The 25,828-nt window shown below is 41.9% G+C and carries 22 protein-coding genes; 8 read left to right on the top strand and 14 right to left on the bottom strand.

The genetic code is table 11. From position 1 onward, the window contains the following. Nucleotides 1–41 precede the first annotated feature (41 nt). From ribD to ribH, 4 genes are read left to right on the top strand one after another with little or no spacing between them, the layout of a single operon-like run. Nucleotides 42–1,136 carry a bifunctional diaminohydroxyphosphoribosylaminopyrimidine deaminase/5-amino-6-(5-phosphoribosylamino)uracil reductase RibD gene (ribD, locus tag IEW82_RS11500; protein ID WP_229672556.1) on the top strand — a complete coding sequence of 365 codons (1,095 nt, stop codon included), beginning with the start codon at nucleotides 42–44 and terminating at the stop codon, nucleotides 1,134–1,136. Between the two features lie 2 nt (nucleotides 1,137–1,138). Next, on the top strand, nucleotides 1,139–1,795 hold the full coding sequence (gene ribE, locus IEW82_RS11495; RefSeq protein WP_188694050.1) for a riboflavin synthase: 657 nt from the start codon (nucleotides 1,139–1,141) through the stop codon (nucleotides 1,793–1,795). 11 nt (nucleotides 1,796–1,806) lie between these two features. Next, entirely contained in the window at nucleotides 1,807–3,000 is a 1,194-nt protein-coding gene (locus IEW82_RS11490) for a bifunctional 3,4-dihydroxy-2-butanone-4-phosphate synthase/GTP cyclohydrolase II (RefSeq protein ID WP_188694048.1), read from the top strand. 28 nt (nucleotides 3,001–3,028) lie between these two features. Beyond that, nucleotides 3,029–3,499: a 6,7-dimethyl-8-ribityllumazine synthase gene (gene ribH / locus IEW82_RS11485; protein WP_188694046.1), complete on the top strand. Its 471-nt coding sequence runs from the start codon at nucleotides 3,029–3,031 to the stop codon at nucleotides 3,497–3,499. A gap of 298 nt (nucleotides 3,500–3,797) precedes the next feature. On the opposite strand, the gene IEW82_RS11480 is transcribed toward ribH, so the two are convergent. Then, nucleotides 3,798–4,364 carry a PadR family transcriptional regulator gene (locus IEW82_RS11480; protein ID WP_188694043.1) on the bottom strand — a complete coding sequence of 189 codons (567 nt, stop codon included), beginning with the start codon at nucleotides 4,362–4,364 and terminating at the stop codon, nucleotides 3,798–3,800. A 173-nt stretch (nucleotides 4,365–4,537) separates the two neighbouring features. Here IEW82_RS11480 and IEW82_RS11475 point away from each other — a divergent pair, with 173 nt between their 5' ends. Then, on the top strand, nucleotides 4,538–6,787 hold the full coding sequence (locus tag IEW82_RS11475) for a YhgE/Pip domain-containing protein (protein ID WP_188694040.1): 2,250 nt from the start codon (nucleotides 4,538–4,540) through the stop codon (nucleotides 6,785–6,787). 490 nt (nucleotides 6,788–7,277) lie between these two features. Continuing rightward, nucleotides 7,278–8,024, top strand: a complete 747-nt coding sequence (locus tag IEW82_RS11470) for a GTP pyrophosphokinase (RefSeq protein WP_188694036.1) — start codon at nucleotides 7,278–7,280, stop codon at nucleotides 8,022–8,024. Nucleotides 8,025–8,062: 38 nt separating this feature from the next. Here IEW82_RS11470 and IEW82_RS11465 read toward each other — a convergent pair whose 3' ends face one another. The 6 genes from IEW82_RS11465 to IEW82_RS11440 all read right to left on the bottom strand — a co-directional run bounded on the left by IEW82_RS11465 (nucleotide 8,063) and on the right by IEW82_RS11440 (nucleotide 14,490). After that, nucleotides 8,063–8,584: a GNAT family N-acetyltransferase gene (locus tag IEW82_RS11465; RefSeq protein WP_229672555.1), complete on the bottom strand. Its 522-nt coding sequence runs from the start codon at nucleotides 8,582–8,584 to the stop codon at nucleotides 8,063–8,065. An 11-nt stretch (nucleotides 8,585–8,595) separates the two neighbouring features. Beyond that, entirely contained in the window at nucleotides 8,596–9,156 is a 561-nt protein-coding gene (gene lepB / locus IEW82_RS11460; protein WP_188694033.1) for a signal peptidase I, read from the bottom strand. A 945-nt stretch (nucleotides 9,157–10,101) separates the two neighbouring features. Next, nucleotides 10,102–11,469 carry an MATE family efflux transporter gene (locus tag IEW82_RS11455; protein WP_188694028.1) on the bottom strand — a complete coding sequence of 456 codons (1,368 nt, stop codon included), beginning with the start codon at nucleotides 11,467–11,469 and terminating at the stop codon, nucleotides 10,102–10,104. 106 nt (nucleotides 11,470–11,575) lie between these two features. Then, nucleotides 11,576–12,421 carry a MerR family transcriptional regulator gene (locus tag IEW82_RS11450; RefSeq protein WP_188694026.1) on the bottom strand — a complete coding sequence of 282 codons (846 nt, stop codon included), beginning with the start codon at nucleotides 12,419–12,421 and terminating at the stop codon, nucleotides 11,576–11,578. Between the two features lie 89 nt (nucleotides 12,422–12,510). Continuing rightward, nucleotides 12,511–13,362, bottom strand: coding sequence for a VOC family protein (locus IEW82_RS11445; protein ID WP_188694022.1), 852 nt, complete (start codon nucleotides 13,360–13,362; stop codon nucleotides 12,511–12,513). A 654-nt stretch (nucleotides 13,363–14,016) separates the two neighbouring features. After that, nucleotides 14,017–14,490 (bottom strand): GNAT family N-acetyltransferase, encoded by a 474-nt coding sequence (locus IEW82_RS11440; RefSeq protein ID WP_188694019.1) that lies wholly within the window; start codon nucleotides 14,488–14,490, stop codon nucleotides 14,017–14,019. 268 nt (nucleotides 14,491–14,758) lie between these two features. Here IEW82_RS11440 and IEW82_RS11435 point away from each other — a divergent pair, with 268 nt between their 5' ends. Further along, on the top strand, nucleotides 14,759–16,084 hold the full coding sequence (locus IEW82_RS11435; RefSeq protein ID WP_229672554.1) for a TrkH family potassium uptake protein: 1,326 nt from the start codon (nucleotides 14,759–14,761) through the stop codon (nucleotides 16,082–16,084). Nucleotides 16,085–16,428: 344 nt separating this feature from the next. Next, nucleotides 16,429–17,835, top strand: coding sequence for an N-acetylmuramoyl-L-alanine amidase family protein (locus IEW82_RS11430; RefSeq protein ID WP_188694011.1), 1,407 nt, complete (start codon nucleotides 16,429–16,431; stop codon nucleotides 17,833–17,835). Between the two features lie 419 nt (nucleotides 17,836–18,254). Here IEW82_RS11430 and IEW82_RS11425 read toward each other — a convergent pair whose 3' ends face one another. The 7 genes from IEW82_RS11425 to IEW82_RS11395 form a co-directional block, all read right to left on the bottom strand. Then, entirely contained in the window at nucleotides 18,255–18,833 is a 579-nt protein-coding gene (locus tag IEW82_RS11425) for a type 1 glutamine amidotransferase domain-containing protein (RefSeq protein WP_188694008.1), read from the bottom strand. Nucleotides 18,834–19,761: 928 nt separating this feature from the next. Continuing rightward, on the bottom strand, nucleotides 19,762–19,962 hold the full coding sequence (locus IEW82_RS11420) for a cold-shock protein (protein WP_188694005.1): 201 nt from the start codon (nucleotides 19,960–19,962) through the stop codon (nucleotides 19,762–19,764). Nucleotides 19,963–20,098: 136 nt separating this feature from the next. Further along, a complete protein-coding gene (locus tag IEW82_RS11415) occupies nucleotides 20,099–20,347 on the bottom strand; it encodes a DUF5362 family protein (protein WP_188694002.1) in 249 nt (82 codons plus the stop codon). A gap of 156 nt (nucleotides 20,348–20,503) precedes the next feature. Beyond that, complete coding sequence (gene proC / locus IEW82_RS11410) at nucleotides 20,504–21,355, bottom strand: pyrroline-5-carboxylate reductase (RefSeq protein WP_188694000.1); 852 nt, start codon at nucleotides 21,353–21,355, stop codon at nucleotides 20,504–20,506. A 635-nt stretch (nucleotides 21,356–21,990) separates the two neighbouring features. Further along, nucleotides 21,991–23,394 (bottom strand): SpoVR family protein, encoded by a 1,404-nt coding sequence (locus tag IEW82_RS11405; RefSeq protein WP_188693996.1) that lies wholly within the window; start codon nucleotides 23,392–23,394, stop codon nucleotides 21,991–21,993. Between the two features lie 485 nt (nucleotides 23,395–23,879). After that, nucleotides 23,880–24,287: an HAD family hydrolase gene (locus IEW82_RS11400; protein ID WP_188693993.1), complete on the bottom strand. Its 408-nt coding sequence runs from the start codon at nucleotides 24,285–24,287 to the stop codon at nucleotides 23,880–23,882. 74 nt (nucleotides 24,288–24,361) lie between these two features. Continuing rightward, nucleotides 24,362–25,627 (bottom strand): hypothetical protein, encoded by a 1,266-nt coding sequence (locus IEW82_RS11395; RefSeq protein WP_188693989.1) that lies wholly within the window; start codon nucleotides 25,625–25,627, stop codon nucleotides 24,362–24,364. Nucleotides 25,628–25,828 lie beyond the last annotated feature (201 nt).

The following is a 25,828-nucleotide window of genomic DNA, read 5'->3' as shown; positions in this document are numbered from 1 at the left end:
AGGGGCTTCTTTGTTAAGATTAAGATTGGAGGTGAAATAATGTGACAGAGACACGATTCATGAAAATGGCAATCGATATTGCCCGACAAACCATTGGGCAAACAAGCCCTAACCCAGTTGTCGGTGCAGTTGTTGTCTACAAGCAACACATTGTAGGCATAGGCGCGCACTTAAAGGCTGGAGAAGACCATGCAGAGGTGCATGCCCTACGGATGGCAGGGCAAAAGGCCGAAGGTGCAACAGTATACGTCACTTTAGAACCCTGTAGCCACACCGGCCGCACACCTCCATGCACCGATTTATTAATTCAATGTAAAGTAAAACGCGTTGTGATAGCTACCCTTGACCCGAATCCACTTGTTTCAGGAAAAGGCGTTCAGAAGCTGAGGGCCGCAGGCATTACCGTCGATGTAGGCCTGTTAGAGCAAGAGGCGCGCACTCTCAATACTCGCTTTTTTCATTACATTACAACGCACACTCCATATGTGACCATTAAATCAGCAACGAGTTTGGACGGTAAAATAGCAACTGCCACCGGTCAAAGTCAATGGATTACAGGACCCGCTGCAAGAGAAGATGTCCACCGCTATCGTCACCAGCATGATGCAATACTCGTTGGTGTAAATACGGTCATCCAGGATGACCCAAGGCTTACTACACGCTTGCCTGAAGGCGACAGTAAACAGCCCATTCGTTTAATTCTCGACTCCCATTTGAGAACCCCTTTAACCGCTCAGGTTATTCAGGACAAAAGTGCTGAAACCTGGATAATCACCACACAACATCCTCCGAAGGAAACATTGGCAAAATTTCAAGCAGAAAACATTCAAATCATTTCTATGCCTGGTACAACTATTAATCTGGAACCCCTTTTAAAAATTTTAGGGGAACACGGCATCACCTCTGTCTTCGTTGAAGGTGGCGCAGAAGTCAATGGCAGCTTCTTACGCTCTGGTCTTTTTAACCAGCTCATACTTTACATGGCACCAAAGCTAATTGGCGGTCGGAAAGCGCCCGCGGCTTTTGGAGGGGAGGGCTTCGCAGCCTTAGAGGAGGCACTCCCTCTCACAATTACTTCCGTTACAACGATAGATTCGGATTTGAAAATCACCGCTTGTAAAAAGGAGAAGACCTAACGATGTTTACCGGAATTATCGAGGAAATTGGCGAGATTCAACGGATTAAGGCAACTACAAATGCCATGAGGCTCACGATCACCGCTGAACACATTTTAAAGGATCTTTCCATTGGCGACAGCCTCGCTATCAACGGTGTGTGCCTCACCGTAACCAGCTTTGATGAACACTGTTTTGCAGTGGATGTCATGCCAGAAACGCTACAGGCCACGACGTTAAAACACTTAACTTTTAGAGCAAAGGTCAACATCGAGCGGGCTTTAGCGACGAACGGTCGCTTAGGAGGGCACTTTGTAACAGGGCACGTCGATGGGACGGGGCAAATTATTAAGAAGACCCCTGTTGCTAATGCGGTTTATTTTGAGATCAAAGCAAATAAAACCTTATTGAGAGACATGATTTTAAAAGGATCAGTCGCAGTGGATGGTACCAGTTTAACCATTTTTGCTCTAACCGAGCAGTCCTTTACGCTCTCACTTATTCCTCATACAGTAGCCGCTTCGATTCTAGGACATAAGGACATCGGAGATACAGTGAATATAGAGTGCGATATGTTGGCTAAATACTTGCGTCATTTTATATCGTGCAATCGTAATGAAGACAGCCCTGTACCATCAGCTATCACCACCCACTTTTTAGAAGAGCATGGATATAAATAAGGAGGATGACCATGTTTCACTCAATACCTGAAGCTTTAAACGATTTAAAGACTGGAAAGGTCATTATTGTTTGTGATGATGAATCGCGTGAAAATGAAGGGGATTTCGTTGCTCTGGCAGATCATGTAACTCCAGACATCATCAATTTTATGGTGACACACGGCAAGGGACTACTTTGTGCTCCACTGTCATCTGCCCTTGCCAAAAAGCTTGAGCTCAGCCCTATGGTTCAGAACAATACTGATTCCCATGAAACAGCATTCACTGTTAGTCTTGATCATCATTCAGCAACCACAGGCATTAGCGCCTATGAAAGAGCAAAGACCCTTAAAGCACTTGTTCATCCGTCATCAGCCCCAGACGATTTCAGCCGGCCTGGACATATCTTTCCACTGGTTGCTAAAGAGGGGGGTGTCCTAGAACGCCCTGGCCATACCGAAGCAGCGATTGAACTGGCGAAGCTAGCCGGCGCCTCTCCTGTCGGCGTCATTTGTGAAATTCTTAACAGCGATGGCTCAATGGCTAGGCGCGCTGAGTTACTTGATCTCGCACATACCTTTAATTTAAAAATCATCACGATAAAGGCATTAATGGACTATATAAAAGCCACTGGTTCATTGGTTAAGCGAGAAGTACAAGTCCAACTGCCAACCGATTATGGTCCGTTCACAATGATTGCCTATTCCAATACCTTAGACGACAAAGAGCATCTCGCCATGATTAAAGGACATTTAACGGCGGACGCCATTCCTTTAGTGCGCTTGCACTCTGAGTGCCTTACTGGAGATGTATTTGGTTCCGCACGCTGCGATTGTGGCCCGCAGCTTCACCTCGCTCTCAAGCACATAGCAGCAGAAGGACAAGGGGTGTTGCTTTACCTTCGTCAAGAAGGCAGAGGGATTGGCTTGACCAATAAATTAAGAGCGTATGCTTTACAGGAGCAAGGGCTTGATACCGTTGAAGCCAATGTTCAATTGGGATTTGCTCCTGATCTGCGTGATTACAGTGTGGCCATTCACATGCTTCGCGATTTAGGCATACGCCAATGCCGACTCTTAACAAACAATCCGGAGAAAGTAACGGCATTGACACAGGCAGACATTAGCGTCGTTGAGAGAATAGCAATAGAAGTCCCTAAAAGTGAGGAAAATACCAGCTATTTGCAGACCAAAGCAGAAAAAATGGGGCATCTGTTACACCTTTAAAGGCTAAATTTTGAGGAGGAAATTATAAATGGGAAAAACTTTTACAGGACATTTAGTTGGAACACATTTGCGGATGGGGATTGTTGTCTCACGCTTTAACGAGTTTATCACAAGCAAGCTGTTATCTGGTGCGCTCGATGCGCTGAACCGCCATGGGGTTAAAGAAGAAGAAATCGACGTTCTCTGGGTACCAGGTGCATTCGAGATTCCCTTTGCTGCTAAACAGCTCGCTGACACGCAGCGCTATGATGCCATCATTACCCTTGGTGCCGTGATTCGAGGTGCAACATCGCATTATGATTATGTGTGTAATGAAACGGCTAAAGGCATTGCCAACGCCGGCTTAACTACAGGCATCCCTGTCATATTCGGGGTTGTTACCACGGAATCCATTGAACAAGCCATTGAACGCGCAGGAACAAAGGCTGGAAATAAGGGGTGGGATGCGGCATTATCAGCAATTGAGATGGCCAATCTGACCAAAGCATTAAATCAATAAGTGCCCCAAATTTAATACTGTTACTATAGTCAGAATCATGCAGATTGAAATAGAGGAGACCCCAAGCCTAACATCCCCCTTCTTCTGTGCGCTTTATTCTCCGTGTCGCTTTCCTTTCCCCCACGTGAAGCGTGCGTGCGTCCAATGAGAGCCACTCGGGAAGCTAATAGGACTATCCCGAGTGAGCTTTTGCCCGCATCTCGGAAAGCGGCACTATTTCATCTGTCACTTATGAAACATAGCATTGAGCTTTTCGAATGCTCATTTTAGTGCTGATTCGCTTCATCCTGCAATGCGATTAAAAAGGATAATTAAGAAAATTAATCTCTTCTTTTTCTAAAAGGTCGATCACCCATTGGCACCAACGGATGTTGCCATATGTTTGATGAAGCAATTGTTGCAATAAAATGAAGCGCCCAAATTCTAAAGTCTGAAAGTCCGTCAACACACCGTCGGTCCGCTCTTTTAAGGCCTCTAATCGCTCTTTACATACCGCGACCTGTTTTTCTAAATAGGCAATGCGTTCATTAAAAAGCGCCTTAGCATCATCCCTATCTTTGAGTCCGATTAAATAGGCTTTTAATACAAACTCATCCTTTAAAATTGCCGGTGCATTGGGCTGAAAGAACCACGCCTCAATCTTCTCCTGTCCCAAAACGGTGATGGTATAGATCTTTTTATTCGGTTTGTCTGACTGTTCAACAACCTCTGAGGTCACGAAGCCTTCCTTCTCCAACTGGGAAAGCGTGCGATAAATTTGACTATGCTTCACCTCACGAAAAGGTTTTAAGTAGTTCATGATATCGTAGCCGCTACAGCTGTTGGCATACACGATCCCCAATATGCCATAAGAAATGGTATTCATACAACTCGCCCCCCTCTTTCTACCGTTACCTTGCCTTAATCCCATCATAGCATACTTGTCCAACAAATCGCACCCACAACCAATATGTTATTAATTTCATATATTTCTATTGATTTATCTCATTAAAAGTTTTATTATATGTAATTAGTTTCATATAAATCGAGGTGAGTAAATTGAAAAATAGCTTTGCATCTCTGCGTGCAGAACTAACTGTTCTTTTAAAACATAAAATCCTATTGATTGCCACATGCATTATCCTACTCATTCCCTGCCTCTATGCGGGGATGTTTATTTGGTCCTATTGGAACCCTTACGATAAAGTCAATAAACTTCCTATTGCTGTTGTGATTGAGGATACGGGGACAACAATGAATGGGACTGACATACACATTGGTAAGGATTTAGGCAAAGAGCTAAAAAAGAATGCTGATTTAGATATACGAGTGGTCAGTGAGAAGGCAGCGGAAAAAGGACTAAAACATAACGACTACTACATGCTCCTCCGTATTCCGAAGGATTTCTCAAAAAAGGCGATGAGCGCTTTAGATGACCATAAAGAAAAGGCCCAGCTTATCTACATTCCAAATGAGGGCTACAACTATACTGCTGCTTCCATTGGCGAATCCGCTATGGAGAAGGTAAAGGAAGAGGTTGCCAATCAAATTACAGATGCCTATGTCAAGGCACTTCTTCAGGCACAGCAAGAACTTGGCAATGGACTTGACCGATTATCTGAGGGAGGTAAAAAGGTTCAAACCGGTGTTCAAAGTGCCGATAAAGGGGCTGGTGATTTGCATAAAGGCATTGCTGACCTGATGGCGGGAACCGTACAATTCACAGCAGGAAACAAGCAGATTAGCCATGGAATCAGCGCTTCCCATAAAGGGGCTTCTCAATTAAGCTCAGGCGCCAATGCCCTTAATAATGGGCTTGGGCAATTACAGCAAGGCGCCCAACCACTTGTGAAGGGAGCGCAAACCTTAAGTGAGAAAGCACAGCAATTAAGCCAGAGTATCAATCAAGTGTTTCAAGGAACGACCTCTATTTATAATCAGGTTGAAGAAGGAAGCAAGCAGACTCAGACAGGCGCACAACAATTAACGAACGGTATTGAGCAATTTTCTAATCAGGTTAAGGGCACGAGTCAATACATTCAATCGACCAGTGATAACATGTCCAAACAATTGGCGAGTATGGAGGCCAGGATTCAAAATAACCCCTCTCTCACTGATGAGGATAAAAAGCAAATGCTTACAGAGATCAATACTCTTAGTGAGGAAAATGCGCAGTTAAAAGCCCATACAGTTCCTGCTACAACCGTTGATCAAACAACAGGAGCACTTAAAAAAGGCATTGCAGCGTTAACAGGTGGACAAACAAATTTACTTACTGGACTGGATCAACTCACATCAGGTGAACAAAGCCTAGTTACGAACGCACAAGTATTTGCAAAGAGCCAAGGCGAATTGGCTAAAGGCATGCACAGCTTTCAGCAGGGGCTCACATCAGCGAAATCCGGTGCCGCCAAATTAGCTGATGGCAGCCAGTCTTTAGCCAGTGGGTTGGGGCGACTTAATAATGGCACAGCAATGCTCAGCCAGTCATCAGCAGCTCTCGTTGACGGTGCAGCACAAGCGCAAGACGGTTCATCGCGATTAAAAACTGGATTGGACGCATTAAACAATGGCTCTTCCGACTTGGCCTCTGCCCTTTCTCATGTCGATACACAAGTCAACGAAAATGCTTTTAAAGCTGAGTCATCGGCTAAGCAGATCTCTAGTCCAGTCGCATTAGCTGAAAAACCTTTTAATCATGTAAAAGAATACGGCCCGGCCTTTGCGCCCTACTTCCTATCCTTAGGATTGTATGTCGGCATGTTCTTATTCTGTTCGGCGTTCCCACTAACCACTGCTTTTGGTGCCCGCACCGGTATCAGCTGGTTCTTTGGAAAATTAGGCGTTGTTATGACCGTCAGCATTTTCCAAGCGTTGATTTTGGATGGCTTAGTCTTTTTAATGGACATCCCTGTCGATAGTATTTTAAAGTTTTTACTTTTTTCTATCCTGACAAGCTGGGCATTTGGCAGTATTCTATTATTCATCAATGCTGCCCTGGGCACGGTGGGTCGCTTTGTCACAATGGGTGTATTGATTTTGCAATTAACAGCAGGGGCAGGTTCCTTTCCACTGGAAATGCTCCCTCGTTTCTTCCAAATCATTCATCCTTACCTACCGATGACATACACGATTAGCGGTTTTAAATCGCTCATCTCAGCAACACAATCCTCCAGCCTTGGGCAGGATACACTCATGTTAACCCTCTTCTTCTTTATCGGAGCTGTCCTTTCTTTGGGGTTCTTTATTGCTCGCTTTCGTAAGAACGACCAAATGAAGGCAGATCATCCTAAAACGACTCATGCTTGACCAGCGCGAGACTCGGACAGAAATATTCTACTCATAGAAAACCCGAGCGCATTCACCTTTTTCGATTGGCTGAATGCGTTCGGGTTTTTAGTAAAAGGCTTTGCCTTGCGTCTACCCACAGAACTAGGAAAGCTTAAGAGAATAAATCTCTCAGAAAAGTCTTGACTTTACGAGTTTATGAAGCCTGTATTTTATCAGCATTTTCATGTGCGCCGACATGCATTGTTTCGGAATTTAAGCGAGGTGCTTTCGTTTTATCTTTATTTTTCATGATTGAAAAATAAAGATGCTGCAAGGCTTCTCTGCTATTCATTTTAAAAGGACACAAAACTGTAGGAGCTCATCTAGGGGACGTCATAAAAAGTAGTGTATAATAGTCATAGAATGAATGCTTATCTTGAGCCATTAATTAAAATTTAAGACTGACTAGATAGACTCTTATTAATAGAGGCAAGAAAACTTTAAGCGAGTCAAAGCGAGGTAGAAAACTATGGAGCTTACCGCTCAACCTAATCTGCAACAGCTAAAAGCATTAAAAGTAGAATTAACTCGGTTCATCATGTCTTATAAGTTTGCTCTCGACGAAGTATTGACTAAAATAAATATTTTAAAAGAAGAATTCAGCCACATCCATGACTATAATCCCATTGAACATATCAAGTCGCGCGTCAAATCGCCTGAAAGCTTATTCGAAAAGATCTATAGAAAAGGGCTGAACTTTTCTTTAGAGACCATTAAGCACCGCATTAGAGATATCGCTGGTATCCGTATTGTTTGTTCATTCACTTCAGATATCTATGCCATAAGTGACATGCTGCAAAAGCAGAAGGATATCACCGTTCTTGAATGCAAGGACTATATTAAAAGTCCTAAGCCCAATGGCTATCAGAGCCTGCACCTTATCGTAGAAATCCCCGTTTTTATGTCTGACCGTGAAGAGCACCTTCCCGTTGAGGTGCAAATTCGGACGGTGGCAATGGACACATGGGCAAGTTTAGAACATAAAATATTTTATAAGTTTAATAAAGAAGTTCCTAAGAGAATTACCGATGAATTAAAGGCAACGGCTGACCTTGCCGCTGATCTTGACCAGCGAATGGAACGACTACACACTGAAGTTAACTCCATTAAACATCTTGATGAGGTCGAAAGTGACTTTACGCTTGAATTCAATAATACGAAGATTGAACTTCCAATGGGACTGCTTGAATCATTCATAAAAAAGACAGAAGAATGACAGAAAAAACTGCACCTCCAACCGGAGGTGCAGTTTTTTTAGGCTATTATCGTTGCTATGTCGTTCCACACATAAGCGACTTCAAGACACTTTGTGCCACCAATATCCACTTTCTCTTCATCTACCTTCACCGCCCCCAGCTTTTCATAAAAAGCTCGAGAGGGATTGTCTGCCAATACCCAGACCAATAATGATGACATGCCGCGATCGTAAAGCTGTTTAGCAACAGCGGCCATTAATTTTGAGCCTAAACCGTGCTGCTGAGCAGATTTCAAGAGATAGATCGCATAGATCTCACCCTCAGCAGCATAAGCCTTTGTACGTTCAGGACCCCCATTACAAAAGCCAACGATATATCCCTTCTCCACTGCAACATAGGTTACCGCGTGCTCCTGCTGTACAATCTCCCGCCACATTTGGATTCGTGATTGCACTTCTAGAGATTCTAAGTAGTCCTTTTCAAGAATCCCATCGTAGGTGGTTTGCCAGCTTTTGACTTGTACCCCAGCGATCCCTTCTGCATCGTCAAGACTAGCTGGCCGGATGCTGATTTCTGTCATCCCTTTCCTTCCTACAAGCCATTATGAAAGGCAAAGAGCTTGGTTTGGTCAAATGGATAATAACGAAGATCAACCTTGCCTACCACCTGCTTCATGTCAACGAACCCAAAATAGCGGCTGTCCTCACTAACCCTGCGATTGTCACCCATGACCCACAGCTTGTCTTTGGGGACGCGTGTTTGCCCAGTCTTACCTTTAAGGGTAAAATCCTCTGTTAACTGACCTGTTGTTAAATCCTTCTTATAAGGCTCTAGATAAGGCTCTTTAACTGGCTGACCATTGACATAGAGCACATCATGCTTGTAAGCAATTTTATCACCAGGTAAACCAATGACTCGCTTGATATAGTCATCCGTTTTCGTTGCGTGAAAGACAATGACGTCAAATCTTTTGGGTTTTGAAATATCGTAATCTATTTTATTCACAATAAGACGATTCCCATCTTGAAAGGTTGGTTGCATCGATTTTCCTTGTACAACATAATTTCCAAATAAAAAATGTCTGACAACAAGCGCAATGATGAGAGCCAATGCGATCGTCTTAATCCAACTTAGTGCTTCTCCTTTTTTCATGTGCTTTCCTCCAAGCAGCGTTATTATAAACATCATACCTCATTTACCTATAAATTATTCGTCTATGAAACTGATTTATTGTGACATTTTTTCTATTATTTTTCTCATTTTAGCGCTCACTCACCTTTAATCTTTTTTCTTATAGCCTTAAATTCTAAAAAATATATTCCCATCATATCACATTTATGACAGGCTACTTCTCTTTTTAAAAGAAAAGTTCATACCCATAAACAATTTTTCAGAGGGTAGCAATAATTTAGAAAAAAATAGAAAACACCTAAGCCCTTTTTATTGGCGACTTTATTAAGAAAAACCGGGCGAAAGGCATGCCCGGTCCTTGTCCTTAGTATAGAGCATCAGCCAATATGAAAGAGGCTTCATTGCCTGGTCAAGTGGAATGGAGCGCAAGGCACCCGTGGAACACTCTAAAATCGTGTGTTCCACGGGCGCCGCTGACTCATGATGCGGATACCAGAGTCCTGCGGGAAGTGGGAGATCGGTAAGACCCCGAGGAGGTTTACCACTCCCCCGCGGAAAGCGAGCGGCCTGGAGCGGAATCGCGCACCGTCCTCATAACCAGAAATTTTATATTTTCCTTTTTAGAAAACTTGGCTTGCACCACTTCACTGGTACTCCTGATGTGATTTTTGCACATCACACACTTAGGGTGCCCGCAAGCCTTAGAAGACGAAAGCCAAAGCCCGCCTTATACTCTCTTCCTTTATGCGCGTCAGTGAAATTATACATTCTGATAGTATAAAATAAGAGTAGCCGCTTCACCATTTGGCAGCGGCTTTTCGTTATGTTCTTTTGTTAGCTTCCATTTATCTATTGTTACATTCAGCTCATAATTGGGAAACTTACACCCTTGGTTGGTTTAATTCGGATCGGGTCAATAGATTGATATTGCTTTCAAAAGTAAGCCCCTCAGTCAGCAAACATTGACTATAAATCAGCAAGAAAATGACCTTGCTGCTCAATCTCTTTTAACGTCGCCTTTCTCATAAAGATTACTATGAATAAAGCTACTGCGAATTCTGCCGATGGAACAGATAACCACACGCCATTTATCCCGAAGAGCATAGGCTGAATCCATAGGAAGCCGCTCAAAAGGACAAAACCTCTTAATAAAGTGATCACCATCGATGACCGTACCTGCCCTACGGATTGATAATAATTCATGTAAACAAAATTTATGCCAATAAATAGGTACCCAACAAAGAATAGACGAAGTCCGTGCACCGCGAGACTGTGTAATTCCTTTGTCATGCCACCAAACAGAGAAACGAGTGGGTCTGCTAATAAGCAGCCTAAAATCAGACTGAAGACACCTAAAAACAAAGCTGTTTTTTCGGCAATCTTCACCGTATGGATCATACGCTCCCTCAATTTTGCGCCATAATAAAAGCTTATTAATGGCTGGACGGCTGAGCCCAAGCCAATGAAAACCATGAGCATCATTGTATGCAAGTAGTTCACAATCGAAAAAGCGGAGACACCAATAGTACCTACCGTCTTCACCATAGCGAGATTATACCCAAAGGTAAAGACGGCTAAGCCTATTTCAGAAGTGAAGCTCGGAAAGCCAATTGTCATAATCCTTTTGAATAAGGAAGCTTGAAAGGAGGGCCTTCCCCATCGAAGCGTGGTAGACTTTCGGAAAAAGTGAAAGACAAGCACAAGTATCCCGATGAGCTGAGAGCAGACCGTTGCACAGGCTGAGCCCTTGACACCCCAAGCAAATTGAAAAATCAATATATAATTTAATAAGACATTAAAGACGGCCATCACAACATTGGCAACCATTGCCAAATTGGGGTTTCCGTCATTTCGGACAAAAATACTCAGCAACACTTGGATTCCAATAAAAATACCAAAAATAAGAATGATTGTTAAGAACTCTATCACATATGGCAATGTCTGTTCATTCGCCCCAAGAAGCAGGGCGATATCATGTATGAAAAGATAGCTTATACAGCTTAAAATCACAAGTACGATAACTACAAACCAAAAGGCATGTGTGAAAATAGTCTGGGCGGTCTTGATATCCTTACGCCCAATCGCCATAGAATATAAGGCACCACCACCTATCCCAATTAATAGCGAAATGGAAAAATACAAGGAGAACATGGGTGTCGAAATATTAACACCAGCAAGGGCTATAGGTCCAACAGCATGGCCGACAAAGATGCCATCGATAACAACATTTACTGACATTAACAGCATCCCTACAAGAGAAGGAATGAGATAGCGAAAAAAAACCTTGCCTACAGGTTCCTTAACTAATTGCCTTTCGATTGGATCGCGCTGCATGTTTATTCCCCCTAAAGAGATTTCCTAAGAGGGATTCTAAACCTTAAAGTAACTTTAAAGTCAATAGGTAGCGTTAAAATCTCATAGTAAAGCTTAGCTAAAAAGGCTATGGACAAGATTTTACTTCCACTGGGATTTGTATGACGGTAACGAAATCCTGACCATCTTGAACGGTCATTTCATCAATCAATGCCAATTCGATAGCATCACCAGTCACTTCATAGCCACTGCGTTGAATCTGATTAAGTAGATTTTTATAGGTGGGTAAAATCGTGTCATAGGACCCGGTATGTGTCATACACGCATAATTTCCCTCTGGTAAATACGTATCGGTTGCACTATTTTCATCCTCGTAATCGTATAAGTAAAAAATTCCCGAATAAGTACTCTGATCGATGGTTTCTTCACTTAAGCTTTCCTTTTTTAGCAGCATCCCGATATCACCCGAAAAGAAACCTGGATGAGTTGGCGGCAATGTTTTCCCAAGCTCACGAATATATAGATCTAATGACGCCTCAATGTCCACCAATGGATCCGTATAAATAAGTGAGATAGGACGTTTCGGAAAGGCTTGAAACCGGAGTGTTTGATCCCCATATAACTGCTTGCCAACAGCCATTGTGGTAATTTTTTGTTCCAGCTTTTTTGCCGCCTTCTCTAAAGAATGAATGTCATGCTTGATCTTTTCAAGCTGTTTCTGAAAAAGGCTTTCAGTATTGTCTAGGTTTCGCATGGCCATATGTTTTTGGATATCACGGACTGGAATGCCCAATTTTCTTAAGAACATGATGGTATCGAGTAAGACAAATTGGTCCATTGTATAATAGCGATAATTGGATTCTGGAGCCGTATGATTAGGTGTAAATAACCCGATCTGATCATAATAGCGTAAAGTAGACTGCGGTATATTAAAGATTTTCGCAATGTCACCAATCTGAAAGTACTTCGCCATTCTTCTATACCTCCAATCTTAAAGAAATAAGACAGACCTATAATAATAGAGCCGAGCATCAAAGCCTGCCCAGCTCTTCATTCCTTATCTTAAACCATTAACTTAATCTGTGTTCCTGAAGGGTCCTGAGTCCAAATATCCCCTTCTCTTTCTTCAATGCCAACCCCCATTTGCTGGAGTTGTTCGACCGCATGTAACCTAGCGCCTTCATCTGGATATTTTAAGGTCATCCATTTTAAGCCGACACTATTCTTATCTGGTGCAGGGGCGCCAACACCATTCCACACATTTAATCCAATGTGATGATGGTAACCTCCTGTAGAGATGAAAAGCGCCTGATGGCCATAACGGCTGACTATCCGAAAGCCTAAGCCATCACAATAAAAGCGTTCGGCGGCTTGCAGATCAGAAACATGTAAATGAATATGTCCCATTAGCGTATTGCTAGGCAGTTCCGTTAAGCCTGTTCCCCCGCTTTCTTCCAAAAGGTCTTCTGCATCTAACGCCTTGGTTAGCATGGACACTTGCCCATTTTGCCACTCCCACGTTTCAGAAGGGCGATCTGCATAAATCTCAATACCATTGCCATCTGGATCAGAGAGATATAGCGCTTCGCTTACCAAGTGATCAGATGCACCTTCAAGCGGGTAATGAACTTTAAGAAGATGTAAGAGCATCTGCGCGAGAGCTTGTCGATCTGGAAGGAGCAAAGCAAAATGATACAGACCCGTTCGCCTTGGTTGTCTAGGTAAAACCTGTTCTGAAGTCTCTAAGGTGATGAGCCCTTTATGCCCATCAACAGTCAGTAATGCCTCACGCTGATTCCTTTTGAGGAGGCCAAACCCGAGAATATTTTGATAAAACTTAAGTGAGCGTTCCATATCTGTTACTAGCAAATGAATCGTGTCAATCACGATATTTGGTTTTTGATGAAAGGACATCTATGCAGTCTCCTCTATAGCTAATATCCTGTAACAATTAAAGTTACAGGAGAAGTTGCATTTAGTATAAAAAGCAAAACCCGTATTGTCAACCAAGATGACTTTAAGCCAATTTATGAGCATTTAACACCCGCTGTAAAGCAAGTCGCATCATAGATTTGGTTTTAAAGCTTCTTCCTAATGTCAATAAAAAGAACAATAAGAAGGCAAACAATACAGATAATAATAATCGTCCAGTTCATCGCTTCCCCTCATTTCAAATAATTTCCATCCGTTATATTAGAAACGCATTGCCATAAAAATGCGTATTAGAAAACCTTAGCTTTCACCACTTTGCTTGGCCCTCCTCATGTGATTTTTAAATCACCTATTTAAGGGTGCCAGCAAACCTTGGTGGCTGCAGCCAAGATTTGATTTACTCTTTGCTTTAATCAACTAAAAAACTTCCTAAAGTATTAAAAAAACTTATCATCGTCCAGAAATACTCATGCGTTGGTGATAAGTTAAATGTTAGTATTTTTTATTATAATAATAGGTTATTCAAAGTATTCTTTGATTATGTTTGTTTTTTGGCTGTAAATCAACCGTTCTTTCATCATGTTCCTTCGTTTTCACACACAAGCTTTAGGATTCGACAAGACTCAGTCCTGCCAATTACCCTTGATCCCCTTGATAAGTCATGCGAACAAATTCATACCGATCCCCGTTGGTCTCTTGTAAATACGTTTCAATCGATATAAAACCAGCCCTTTTATAAACTTTAATGGCTCGTTTATTAAAGGTTGCGACAGCTAGGCGAATCGTATTAGAGCACAAACGCTCCTTCACGAAGGCAAGCCCCGATTGAATAAAAGCAAGGCCTCTTCCCTGTCCGGTCAAAAGGGGATGCATCCCCAATCCCATTTCAACGACATGCTCTCCATGGGATGTAAAGCTAAAAAAACCAACAAGCTTGTCCCTATCATAAACCGAATAAGTAGTCTCTCCTCTTCTAACTGGATCAAGAAATTCCTCCATATCCTCAGGGTCGGCTTCCATATCATAAAAAGAATAGGGACCATCATAATGCCAATGATAAGCGATTTCTTCTGCTTCCTTTTGCGTCATGCGCTTAAATACGTAGTCCATGCTCTTGCACTTCCTTCTAATCTATTTCGTCTATGTCTTTACCTTCTCTATTTCCTCTTCGAAATCCTTCTTTACAAAAATCCTCGATAAGGGTACCATATTGCTATCTAAGCGCTTGTCCTTCTATAGGATGTATGCCAACCATCCTTTTAGGTAAGTCTTAAACATAAGGTTGTGTGAAATAACTTGTCACATTCCCTCTGCTACTACTCAATCTATGGGTCTATGTCTCTGTTCACTTTTATAGAAGATTAAGAAGGTGTATATTTTGTTTGACCGTTTTAAGGTTGTGAATCTCAGTCCACCGCAAATCATTGTGCTTGTCTATATCGTCATCATAATCATTGGAGCCCTTTTATTGGCAGTGCCATTTTCAACAACTCATAGTCTATCTTTCTTGAACGCTCTATTTACTGCAACCTCTGCGATGACGATAACTGGACTTTCTGTAGTTGATACAGGACAAACGTTTACCTTATTTGGACAGCTAGTGATCCTGTTATTAATCCAAATTGGCGGTCTCGGAATCATGACTTTTGCTATGTTCTTTTTTATGCTATTGGGGAGAAAGATCGGCCTTAAAGAGCGGATTTTAATGCAACAATCGATGAATCAAACTGAAATTGGCGGCATCATCTATCTCGCCAAACGCTTGCTTCTTTATTCCATTATCACAGAGCTGATTGGTACCTTCTTTCTTACATTGCGGTGGGGACCAGAAATGGGATGGCTAAGGGGCTTCTATCAAGCATTATTTCATTCAGTTTCTTCCTTTAATAATGCTGGATTTTCAACATGGTCCGATAGTCTCAACCGCTATGCTGGTGATCCCACTGTCAATATCGTCATCACCTTCCTGTTCATGATCGGAGGGATTGGCTTTACTGTTCTGATCGATATTTGGACTAAAAAGCATTTTAAACAGCTAACCTTGCAATCCAAAGTGATGCTTGTTGGAACGTTAGCTATTAACTTGATTTCAGTCATAGCAGTATTTATCCTGGAATATTCTAATCCACATACGCTTGGGCCACTATCGTTTCATGACAAATTATGGGCCGCTTATTTTCAAGGCACCATGCCTAGAACAGCTGGATTTAGTACAGTTGATGTTGGAAGCTTACATCATCCTACTTTATTTCTCATGTGCCTTCTCATGTTTATTGGCGCAGGGAGCGGCTCAACAGGTGGCGGGATCAAATTAACGACATTTGTAACCATGCTTCTTTGCGTCATTTACTTCCTTAGAGGAAAATCAGATGTGGTTATCTTTAAACGAACGATTCCACAATCAACCATTGTGCGTGCATTAGCCATCACCTTCTTATCCTGTAGTGTCATCTTTATTGCCATTTTTATTTTAGATATTACAGAAAAGGCCCCACTTCTTGAGATCATGTTTGAAGCTGTCTCTGCCTTTGGCACAACGGGTGCAACCATGGGACTGACGCCGCACTTGTCGCTTCTTGGACGAATTGTTATTATCTTTGTCATGCTCATTGGTAAGCTTGGGCCATTGACCCTAGCCTTCTCCTTCTCACGCCAGCAAACCACGCTCATCCGTCATCCAAAAGAAAATATTTTAACAGGCTGATATTTGGGCTGGGTATTTAGCTCATAGTGAAGTCGAACGCATGCACACTTTAGAAGGCATGCGTTCGACTTTTTTGAGTGAATCATGAAGCGCTCCGTCAAAACGCGGGGGAGTGATCAACCTCTTTGCGCTGCGCCCTGCGAGGTCATACCGATCGCCAACTTCCCATAGGAGTCTCCGTATTTTGACTACGCTTCTGTTTTAAAAAATCTTATTGCTCTGTATGAGGGTTATCTCTTTTAGCTTTGTTCAGCCTCTTTTTATTATTTTTATAAAAATAGGATTATATTTTACTAGATTTCTGTTAACACTGCTCTTAAAGACTATTGGGGAGGTTAATAGAATTGAAAACATTGACTCTATATAAACAGCATTTAACAACACTCATTGGATTTTTCATACTTTGCATGATTGTCATCATGATCATCACGGGCTTTACTCATACCACAAAGGCTCAGGAGGTAGAGCGTGTCACCGTTACGGCGCCAACATTAAATATCAGGTCGGATGCTGGCACACAATATCCTGTGCTTGGAAAAGTGCATAAAGGGGATAGCTTGTCTGTACTAGAATCAACTAAAGACTGGGATAAAATCGAATGGGGTGACCATCAAGTGGGCTGGGTCGCTCATTGGCTCGTCGCTGATCAGTCAGCGCCCACACACGGAACAGCTGTGACCTCTAAGGTTAAAGGCCTTAATGTCCATCAGCAAGCCAATATTAATTCAAGCATCATCGACCATATCAACCCTGATCAAAGCTATTCACTGCTTGGAGAAGCTAACAAACTATTAAAAATCCAATTGAATAGTGCAACCGGTTGGGTGGCATCCTGGCTGGTTCAACAAGAACACACCCAATCCGATTCACAGACACAGCCTGGTCAGACAGAAAATGTTCAGGCCAAGGTTTCAGCACCGATCCTTAACATCCGTGAGCAGCCTGCTCTTTCTGCAAAGATTGTAGGGAAGCTGAAAGAAGGACAGACGATCACGATAAATGAGCAGACCAACGGCTGGGGGAAATCAGCTCAAGGTTGGGTATCCATGCAATATCTAACCAAACAAAGTCAAACGCAAGCACAACCCAAGAAAGCAGAGCATGTAACAGCTAAGACACAAACGTCAACAGCAGCTACACACCAAACCACTAAAACAAAAACGCAGCATGCTGCTTCTAAGACAAAAGACAAAGCAACTGCAGCGGCGCCTCTGAAAAATAAGATCATTGTCCTTGATCCAGGACACGGCGGCAAGGATAATGGAACAACAAGCTTAAATCATGTTCATGAAAAACAGTTGACACTGGAAACAGCGAAAATCGTGGCTAAAAAGCTCGAAAAGGCTGGCGCACATGTCATTCTGACTCGGACTTCCGATACATTTATTCCATTAGAAGAGCGGGCAAATCTCTCTAGAAAAGAGCAGGCAGATGCGTTCATTAGCTTACATTATAACTATTCGTCGGATCACTCTGCCCATGGGATTGTCGGCTTTTATTACAATCCATCCAGGGATCAATCACTTGCCGCCGATCTTCAATCACAGCTCATTAAATCCACAGGGCTTGTGGATCGCCATGTACAATATGGGGATTTATCGGTATTGCGCAATAATAGTCAACCCAGTACACTGATTGAGCTCGGCTTTCTATCTAATACAAAAGAAGAACTCCATGTGGAACAAAGTGCTTATAGAGAGCAAGTTGCTCAAGGTATCTATCAAGGGCTCATGCAATACTTTTCAAATTAAGTCCCTGACTTTGGTTGTCCCTCTATGAGGCCACTGAAAACTATTGAAAGCTAAACATGCACATCGTCATCCAGCGGATTGGAATAGAGATTCGGAACACTCTAAAATCTTGTGTTCCCGAATCTCGCTGACTCACGCTGAGATACGAAAGTCCTGTGGGAAGCGGGCCATCGCTAAGGCCCCGCGGAAAGCGCGCTGCTTCCCCTCAAGTAGCTGGTAGTTTTTCCTATTGACAGCCAGACCCTTTACAAAGAGTGATTATGAAAGGCTTTCTGTAGACCATGATTTTCACAACTAATAGATCAGCCCATTACCATATAATCATTATCAAGACTTTAAAAAGCATCTGTGAGAGGAGGTAATCCTCTGACAGATGCTCTTAGAATCCTTGAAAATGGTCATTTTTAATAACAAGTCTTTTAATTGGATAACCGCTCAATGATTCTTGACATCTCTATTGGCAGATCTCCAGGTTTACGGGCAGTGATGTATTGTCCATCCTCTACAAGAGGTTCATCTAAATAGGTTGCTCCTGCCTCGCGAATCTCATTTGCCACCTCATGCCAAGAGGTCATTTTTCGTCCCTTAATCAAGCCCGCTGTGGCCAAAAGTTGAGGACCATGGCAAACGGCACCAATAAGATTGCCCTGCTCGGCGTAGGACTTAACAAATGAAACAGCTTCTGCGATTTCTTTCAACGCTGTAGGCGCAAGCCCTCCAGGAATAAAAAGAAGCTTATAGTCCAGTGGGTTTGCATCAATGAGAGCCATGGTCGACTTCAATTCCATCTCACGATAGGCCTTAAGTACGCCACCTTTAGGTGTAATTACATCCACCTCATATCCTTCTTCAATAAACCGATAATAAGGATAGAAAAACTCAATATCTTCAACCTGATCAGTCGTAAGCATCGCTACACGCCCAAGACTAGGTTTATCAACCGGTAAACCTTTACGATTGTCAACTACGGACTGCGCTCCATTATTTTGTTTATTCATTCTTCAACTCTCCTTAAATATTTTTTAAGAGAAAGAAGTGAAGGTTACAAATGACATAAGGCAACTCCACATCTTCTCCTTGAGATATAACGATATGACATGGAGTATACTCAATGTCAAGGACTATGCTAGTCGTGTCTTTTAAAAAAATTAAGGAAAGCTAGCTTGCACTACTCCGCAAGGTATTCCTGATGCGATATTGCAAACAAATCACACACTTATGTGGTCGTCAAGCTTTAGATGGTGAAAGTCAAAACTGCTCTTATACTCTCTTCTTTTGAGAGTTCCCGCGAAGTTACTTCCGATGGTATTAGAAAACTTGGCTTGCACCCCTTCGCTGGTACTCCTGATGTGATTTTTGCAAATCCCCCACTTAGGGTGCCCGCAAGCCTTAGAAGGCGAAAGCCAAAGTGACACTTATACTCTCTTCCTTGAGGGCGTCAGCGAAATTATACATTCTGAGAGTATTAAGAAAAACCGGGCGAAAAGCATGCCCGGTCCTTATTCAGTTGGACATTAAAAATTTTTTATCAAAATACTTCGTCAGTATCAAGTGGATTAGAGCAGAATACGCTCTGGCTCCTTCGGGACAGCAACCAGCGTTACTCCACGAATTCACTTCGAATTGTTCCGAGGAAGCCAGACCACGAAGTAATCCGAGTAGATGCAGGAACAGAGGTCTTGTAGTCATAAATACTTGGGAAACAAATAGCCAATCCCAAATTAGCTGAGGCACTCTATTTGACGATCGGCTAAAAACGTCACGTCCTGTGACAACGCCGACCCTACTCACATCGTGTCAGCATGCGGAAAGCGAGTGTTCTGAAGCGGAATCGCGCACCGTCCTCATGATCAGAAATTTTATACTTTCCAATCCTTTAAAAAAACAGACCCTAAAAATTAGGATCTGCCCGTTCTTATCTATGGATTATACTTTTCGAACATTAGCAGCTTGTGGTCCACGTTCTCCCTCTTCTATATCAAAGGTCACTTCTTGACCCTCATCTAACGATTTGAACCCTTCACCTTCGATAGCTGAAAAGTGAACAAAGACATCCTCACCATCTTCACGTTCAATAAATCCATAACCTTTTTCACTGTTGAACCATTTAACTTTACCTTGTTCCATTTTGTTGCCTCCTAGCATTAAAACAGCTAAATTTCATCTTAAATGAGCATTTTTAGTATAACCAGTAAAAAAAGGTTTTAAACATGAACGCGCATAATAATTAATGTTAAAAGATGATTTAAACGTGCAAAATCTCTTATTTTAAGAAAAGATAAAGCAAAAAGAATACGATAGCGAGTAAGAATACCACAACATAAATCCATGTGAGCACCCGCAAATTTGAGGAATGTGTTTTAAAATGGTCCTTTTTCAACAGCTCTTCTTGCCCTTCCTCCCCCACCTGATCCAGTTTGCCCATCGACTTGTTAATTTGTATGCCTGCAAAGATCGTTCCTATTAAAGAGATGACACCAATAATAACAAACGCGACAATGTAATAAGTCATGACATCCTCTCCCCTCCGATATGTAAATATTTTCTTATCCTTCATTATAACAAGTAAGCGTATTCAAATAAATGAAAAGAGTGACGAGTTCGTGAAAACATGAGAAATTATAAAAAGGGAAAGCCTCAAGGCTTTCCCAAAATGGCAAGGCATGGCCTAATCCTGATCAACTGTCTTAGTCTTAGGTCGTGCATAGTGAAGACTCATTTCCTTGGAGCGTCTGGTAGCACTTAGTACAGCCTCACGAATGGCCTTTCCTCCACCATAGGCCGCTAAAGCCTCTAAGCCTTTAGCGGTTGTGCCATTCGGGGATGTGACCTTTTCTCGGAGCTCCGTAGGTGTCGCATCATTTTTCATGATCATTTTTGCTGCACCTAGGATCGTTTGCGCCCCCATTTGTCGCGCGAGTTGTTTGTCTAGCCCTGCAGCTTCTCCAACCTTTTCAATATGCTCAATGAGGTAATAAAAATAAGCCGGACCACTCCCAGCAATGCCAGTGAAAATGTCAATATGCTCTTCTTCAAGAATATAGACCGCCCCACAGGCCTTTAATAGCTCTTCAACCTTTTGCTTATCTTCATTGCTGACAAACTGCCCCGTTGCCATTGCAGTCGCAGATTCACCAATCGTACTGGAGGTATTCGGCATCACACGAATGACACGCGTATGATTGCCTAAACGTTTTTCAATAAAAGCAGTCGAAATGCCCGCCAGTAGTGAGATCACGACATGATGCGGCATGAGCTGATCCTTTAGCCGGTCTAAGGCATCTTCTATATCTTTTGGCTTCATCGCTAATATTAAAAGATCAGCACTTTGAAGCTCCAATGCTTCTCTTGGTGTGATTTGAATATTATATTTTTCTTTGAGAGCATTCAGACGCTCAGGATTGCTTTTATTTGTCACCTGAATTTGCTCTAACGGGATAGTTCCTGAAGCCACCATGCCTGCGATCATAGCTTCAGCCATGGAACCCGCACCAAAAAAGACAATGTTACCGTTGAACATATTCCTTCACTCCTGTCCCTTAAACACCATTATCGTTTAAATCGAACGGTGTAATCGTAACATGCTGAGAAAGAGATTCAAGAGTTTTTCATTAAGTGATATGGAATTTGCTCTAATACTAAGTGGAAACGCCGCCATCTCCACTTTTTCTCCTTAAACCTTCACGCATCGCTCAAAATCATAAAAAATCCTTAAATTTGCCCCTCTTTCTTTCTCATTTAAAGGGAAAACCTTAGTGCTCTCGTACTCGCACACCAAGGTTGCACCATTTTGGCACTCCTGAGGTGATTTCCAAATCACACATTAAGGTTGCACCATTTTGGCACTCCTGAGGTGATTTTCCAAATCACACATTAAGGTTGCACCATTTTGGCACTCCTGAGGTGATTTTCCAAATCACACATTAGGGTTGCACCATTTTGGCACTCCTGAGGTGATTTTCCAAATCACACATTAAGGTTGCACCATTTTGGCACTCCTGAGGTGATTTTCCAAATCACACATTAAAGATGTCGCCAAGCCAAAGCCCGAACTTATAAGGTCTTCTGCAAAGGTATAAATGCTGATGTTATAAAAAGGCTGTTCACTTTCCGAACGACTAAGGGTAGAAACACTTTCACTTTTCTGAGTGGTACTTACTCAGCGCGCTTTTTTTGTACGCTTGTTCCATCACAACTAAAGATGACTTGATGATCCTCGACTCGTGTTTCCAAGTTAACAACCGAACCCCACAGCTCATAAAGGTAGTGAAGCACTTTTTCAAGATCGTTTAAATCAAGCTCAGTTCCTTCAAAATCATGCTTAAGATAGAGTTCTCCCTTGTTTTGATAGTTGCTATCGGTCACCACAATATAAGGATAGCCACCATTCAGGCGTGAATGAATGAGCTCATCACGAATTCCAGCAAAATCCTTCGAAGTAATCTTTAATTCATCACCGACTTTTTTATACATAAAGAGATCCTCATTCGCTACTATCTCATGAGTCAGGTAATTGCGGATAAAGGAAATATCCGACTCTAATTCACGTACCTCAAACAGCTTGGCACGACCGGAATGCGGACGTACACCATGTTTTTGCATGTCCTCGGTCGGCTGATCATAGCGCCGTTCAATGTCCTCAAAAATTTTTAAGCCCAATCTATAAGGATTCATTTGCTTCTGCAAAGGCTGAATAATATCCGCATTGAGCTTGGCAAAATCAATTGCCTCATCTGTGGTCAAGTCTAACTCCCTCATAATCTGAGCATGCCAGTAGGATGCCCAGCCTTCGTTCATGATCTTCGTCTCTAACTGTGGCCAAAAATAAAGCATCTCTTCTCGAAGTGTAGCTAGAATATCACGCTGCCAATCGGCAAGGACAGGGCTATTCTCATGAAGAAATTTTAAAAGATCCTTTTCAGCCTTTTTTGGATTCTGTTGTGACTCGGATTCTGGTAAAGCGGTGGGTGATGGCATAGGGGCAACTAAGGCTAGATCAGCATAAGGCTTCCCTTTGTTGACTTTGGCGTTATTACCTGATTTTTTGGGTAAGGAAAGATTAAGCGTAGGATCAATATGCTCATTAATAGAAAGTACCGCATTGATAAAATGCTCAACCTCATCCTGACCGTATCTCTGTTCAAATTCTCGAATCCTTTTTGAGGTAGCATTCATGCTTTCAGCCATGTCTCGCCGTGTATTAATAAAACGAATATTATTTTTAAAAAAATCACTGTGGGCTAACACATGAGCGACAATCATTTTATTTTGTGTCAGACTATTTGTATTCAATAAATAGGCATAGCAAGGATCAGAATTAATGACAAGCTCATAAATCTTACCCAATCCATAATCATACTGAAGCTTCATTTTTTGATACTGTTTACCAAAGCTCCAATGGGAAAAGCGTGTCGGCATGGCATACGCACCAAAAGCATAAATTGTATCTACAGGACAAATTTCATAGCGCATGGAATAAAAATCTAAGCCAAAACCAGAAGCAATTTCAGTTATTTCCGCTATTGCCCTCTCAAAATCTTTTGTTTCCATAGCATTCATCGGTTCATACCCCTTTCATACGAACACTTTATGCCATTGTATGTTGTTTAAACCATTTGAATGAATGGCCAAGATATCGAGAAATGGCGCCTATAAAAGAGGAAATATGAAATATTGTTCCTATGAGCTTTATAGCATGAGAGTAGCGTTTGAACTTTGGTAGCGGCTTTCCTTATTTTGATACCTGCTTTTGTTAAAAGTGGCCCTGCCTTTTTGTTCCTTTTAGAAAAGCTTTTGTTGCGCTTAGACCACGCTTTGGATACTGACACCCTTGACTTGTTATCATTCGGATAGAAGGATTAATTTTATAAATTCCTGCAGTGTAATAATAAAGCGTCCAATTTGTTCACCCATTCCCTTTTATCGTCTGCAAGTAAGGTCTTCCATCCCAATACCTTAGCTGCCTGTAAATTTTTCTCCTGATCATCTATAAATAGCGGCTGGTGCCCGTTTAAATGCTTTACCACGCTTTTATAAATCTCTGGCTATGGCTTATAGCGACCCACCTGACTCGAAATTGTGAAACTATTGAAATAAGGTCGGACCCCCTTAAGAACCGAGCTCAGCCATTCAGCACGATGATTACTCAAAAGGTGAAGGCGTGCCTGTGTACTCCATTTTGGAATCTTCTTTAATGGAGGTAAGGGGCAAATCGCCTGACGTAAAAGCGCTTCTGCTTTCTCTCTATTTATTTTAGGATCTAATTTACACAGCTGTTTCCAAAATTCATTTTCAGTGATGTGTCCACTCCAAAGGCCACTGCGAACCCGTTTTTTAAATAAGAGGAGGGACTCAAGGGGCACATCACATGTGGCGGATAATGCGTGCCAAAAATGTGGTGAAAAATTACTGACCAAGACGCCCCCACTATCGAAAATTACATCTGGCTTCATCAGATGTATCACTCCTTAGAATGAATGGCGGGGTGGACATCCCATCCCCCCTGAATTCTTCTCTTAATATTAAACTACTGCCTCATGGGTTTATAAAATACACTCTTCATTAAATGGCTGACATATAAAAGTGAAATAAAAAAAATAACGCCTTGGCTAAGGGTGAGACACCACTTCGCCCCCACAGATAGGAACAAAATATTGAATAATGTAAATAGATATACGCCTATTATCCAAACCCCACCCCATTTTTCACTAATCAAATCGCCTAATGCGGGAACTTTTCTTTGACCTATATCCGAGCTATATTTAAATGTCCACCAAAGAAATGGGATAATCTTATGTAAATACCCTAAGATAACAAGACCAATCCATCCCATAATTGCTGAATACATAAAAACCCCCATAGGAAAAGCCTTATGAAGCATCAGAGAAAGACCATACCCTAAAGCTGAACTCAAAAGAGTAAACGGCCAAGCGTATAGAGAGGATTTGACGCCAACATCTAATTTTTTCCTCAATCTCTTTTTTAAAATTAGAGAGAGCTGCTTAGCATAGCTAAAAAGACCAAAGAGAATCACAAGCCCTCCAAGCCCCTTAGTAAACACATTCGTGAAAAGGAAGCCAAGGGTTAGAACGAGAATGCCTAGATTAATAAAATAAATCGATAATCCCGCCCACTTACTCTCATAGTTATGAGAAAGGGAAAACATCGGAAGCAATTTATAGGAAAAACTGATAATAAGAAGGGTGAACCACCCTAAAAGACCAAATAGCACATGAACGGCAAAAAGCTTCTCATGATAGATTCCTAGAAAAGAATGCTTGAAATCGATCAACATGGTAACACCAAGAATCACAGTGAGTAACAAATAAAGGAGCGCTGAACATATCCCCCATTTTAATGGAGAAGGAGCTGCCTTCAAAACAGCTGGGAGCAGGTTTATTTCAAATAGCATGAGTCCAATCAAAGTAAGACAACCAAACGCAATTAACAGGATTAACTGAAAAGACTCAAAGCTAACAATTAATCCCCCAAAACCAATAAGATAGATCGCAAAATGATAAGGAATTAATTTATAACTTATAAGTTTGGTTTGAAGGGCAACTGGGACAAGTTGGATCATGGCTCCCATCGCAATCGTCGTTGCAAATCCTAAAATAAATAGATGGATACCGCCCAATATAACCGGGGACTGAAGACTGCTGCCATTTATAAGTGCGGGCAGTAGCAATATAAGGCACCCTTGAACAATAAGAAATAAAAATAGACCCAAAAATAAAAAGGGAAAAGAATAACTAATAAAATGATGATCACCGTGTTGAGAGTGTGTGGTCATGGTTCGTACCTCCAGAATATCCTATTTTTTATAACAATAGCTATATGAACATGACGTGAAATTCATTTTGAATTTAGCGCAGATGACGTTGCCGCAAGGATGACTCTCAAAAAAGAGCAGCAATTCATATACTCCTTAACATTTTATTAAGTGTCATTCTATCATTCATCATCCCGTTGAAGCGTGATGGTAATCACACAA

The sequence above is a fragment of the Pullulanibacillus camelliae genome, from assembly GCF_014642655.1.
Classification (GTDB): Bacteria; Bacillota; Bacilli; order Bacillales; family Sporolactobacillaceae; genus Pullulanibacillus; species Pullulanibacillus camelliae.
The sequence above is the reverse complement of the archived record's forward strand: the minus strand, read 5'-3'. Positions and strand labels throughout refer to the sequence as shown.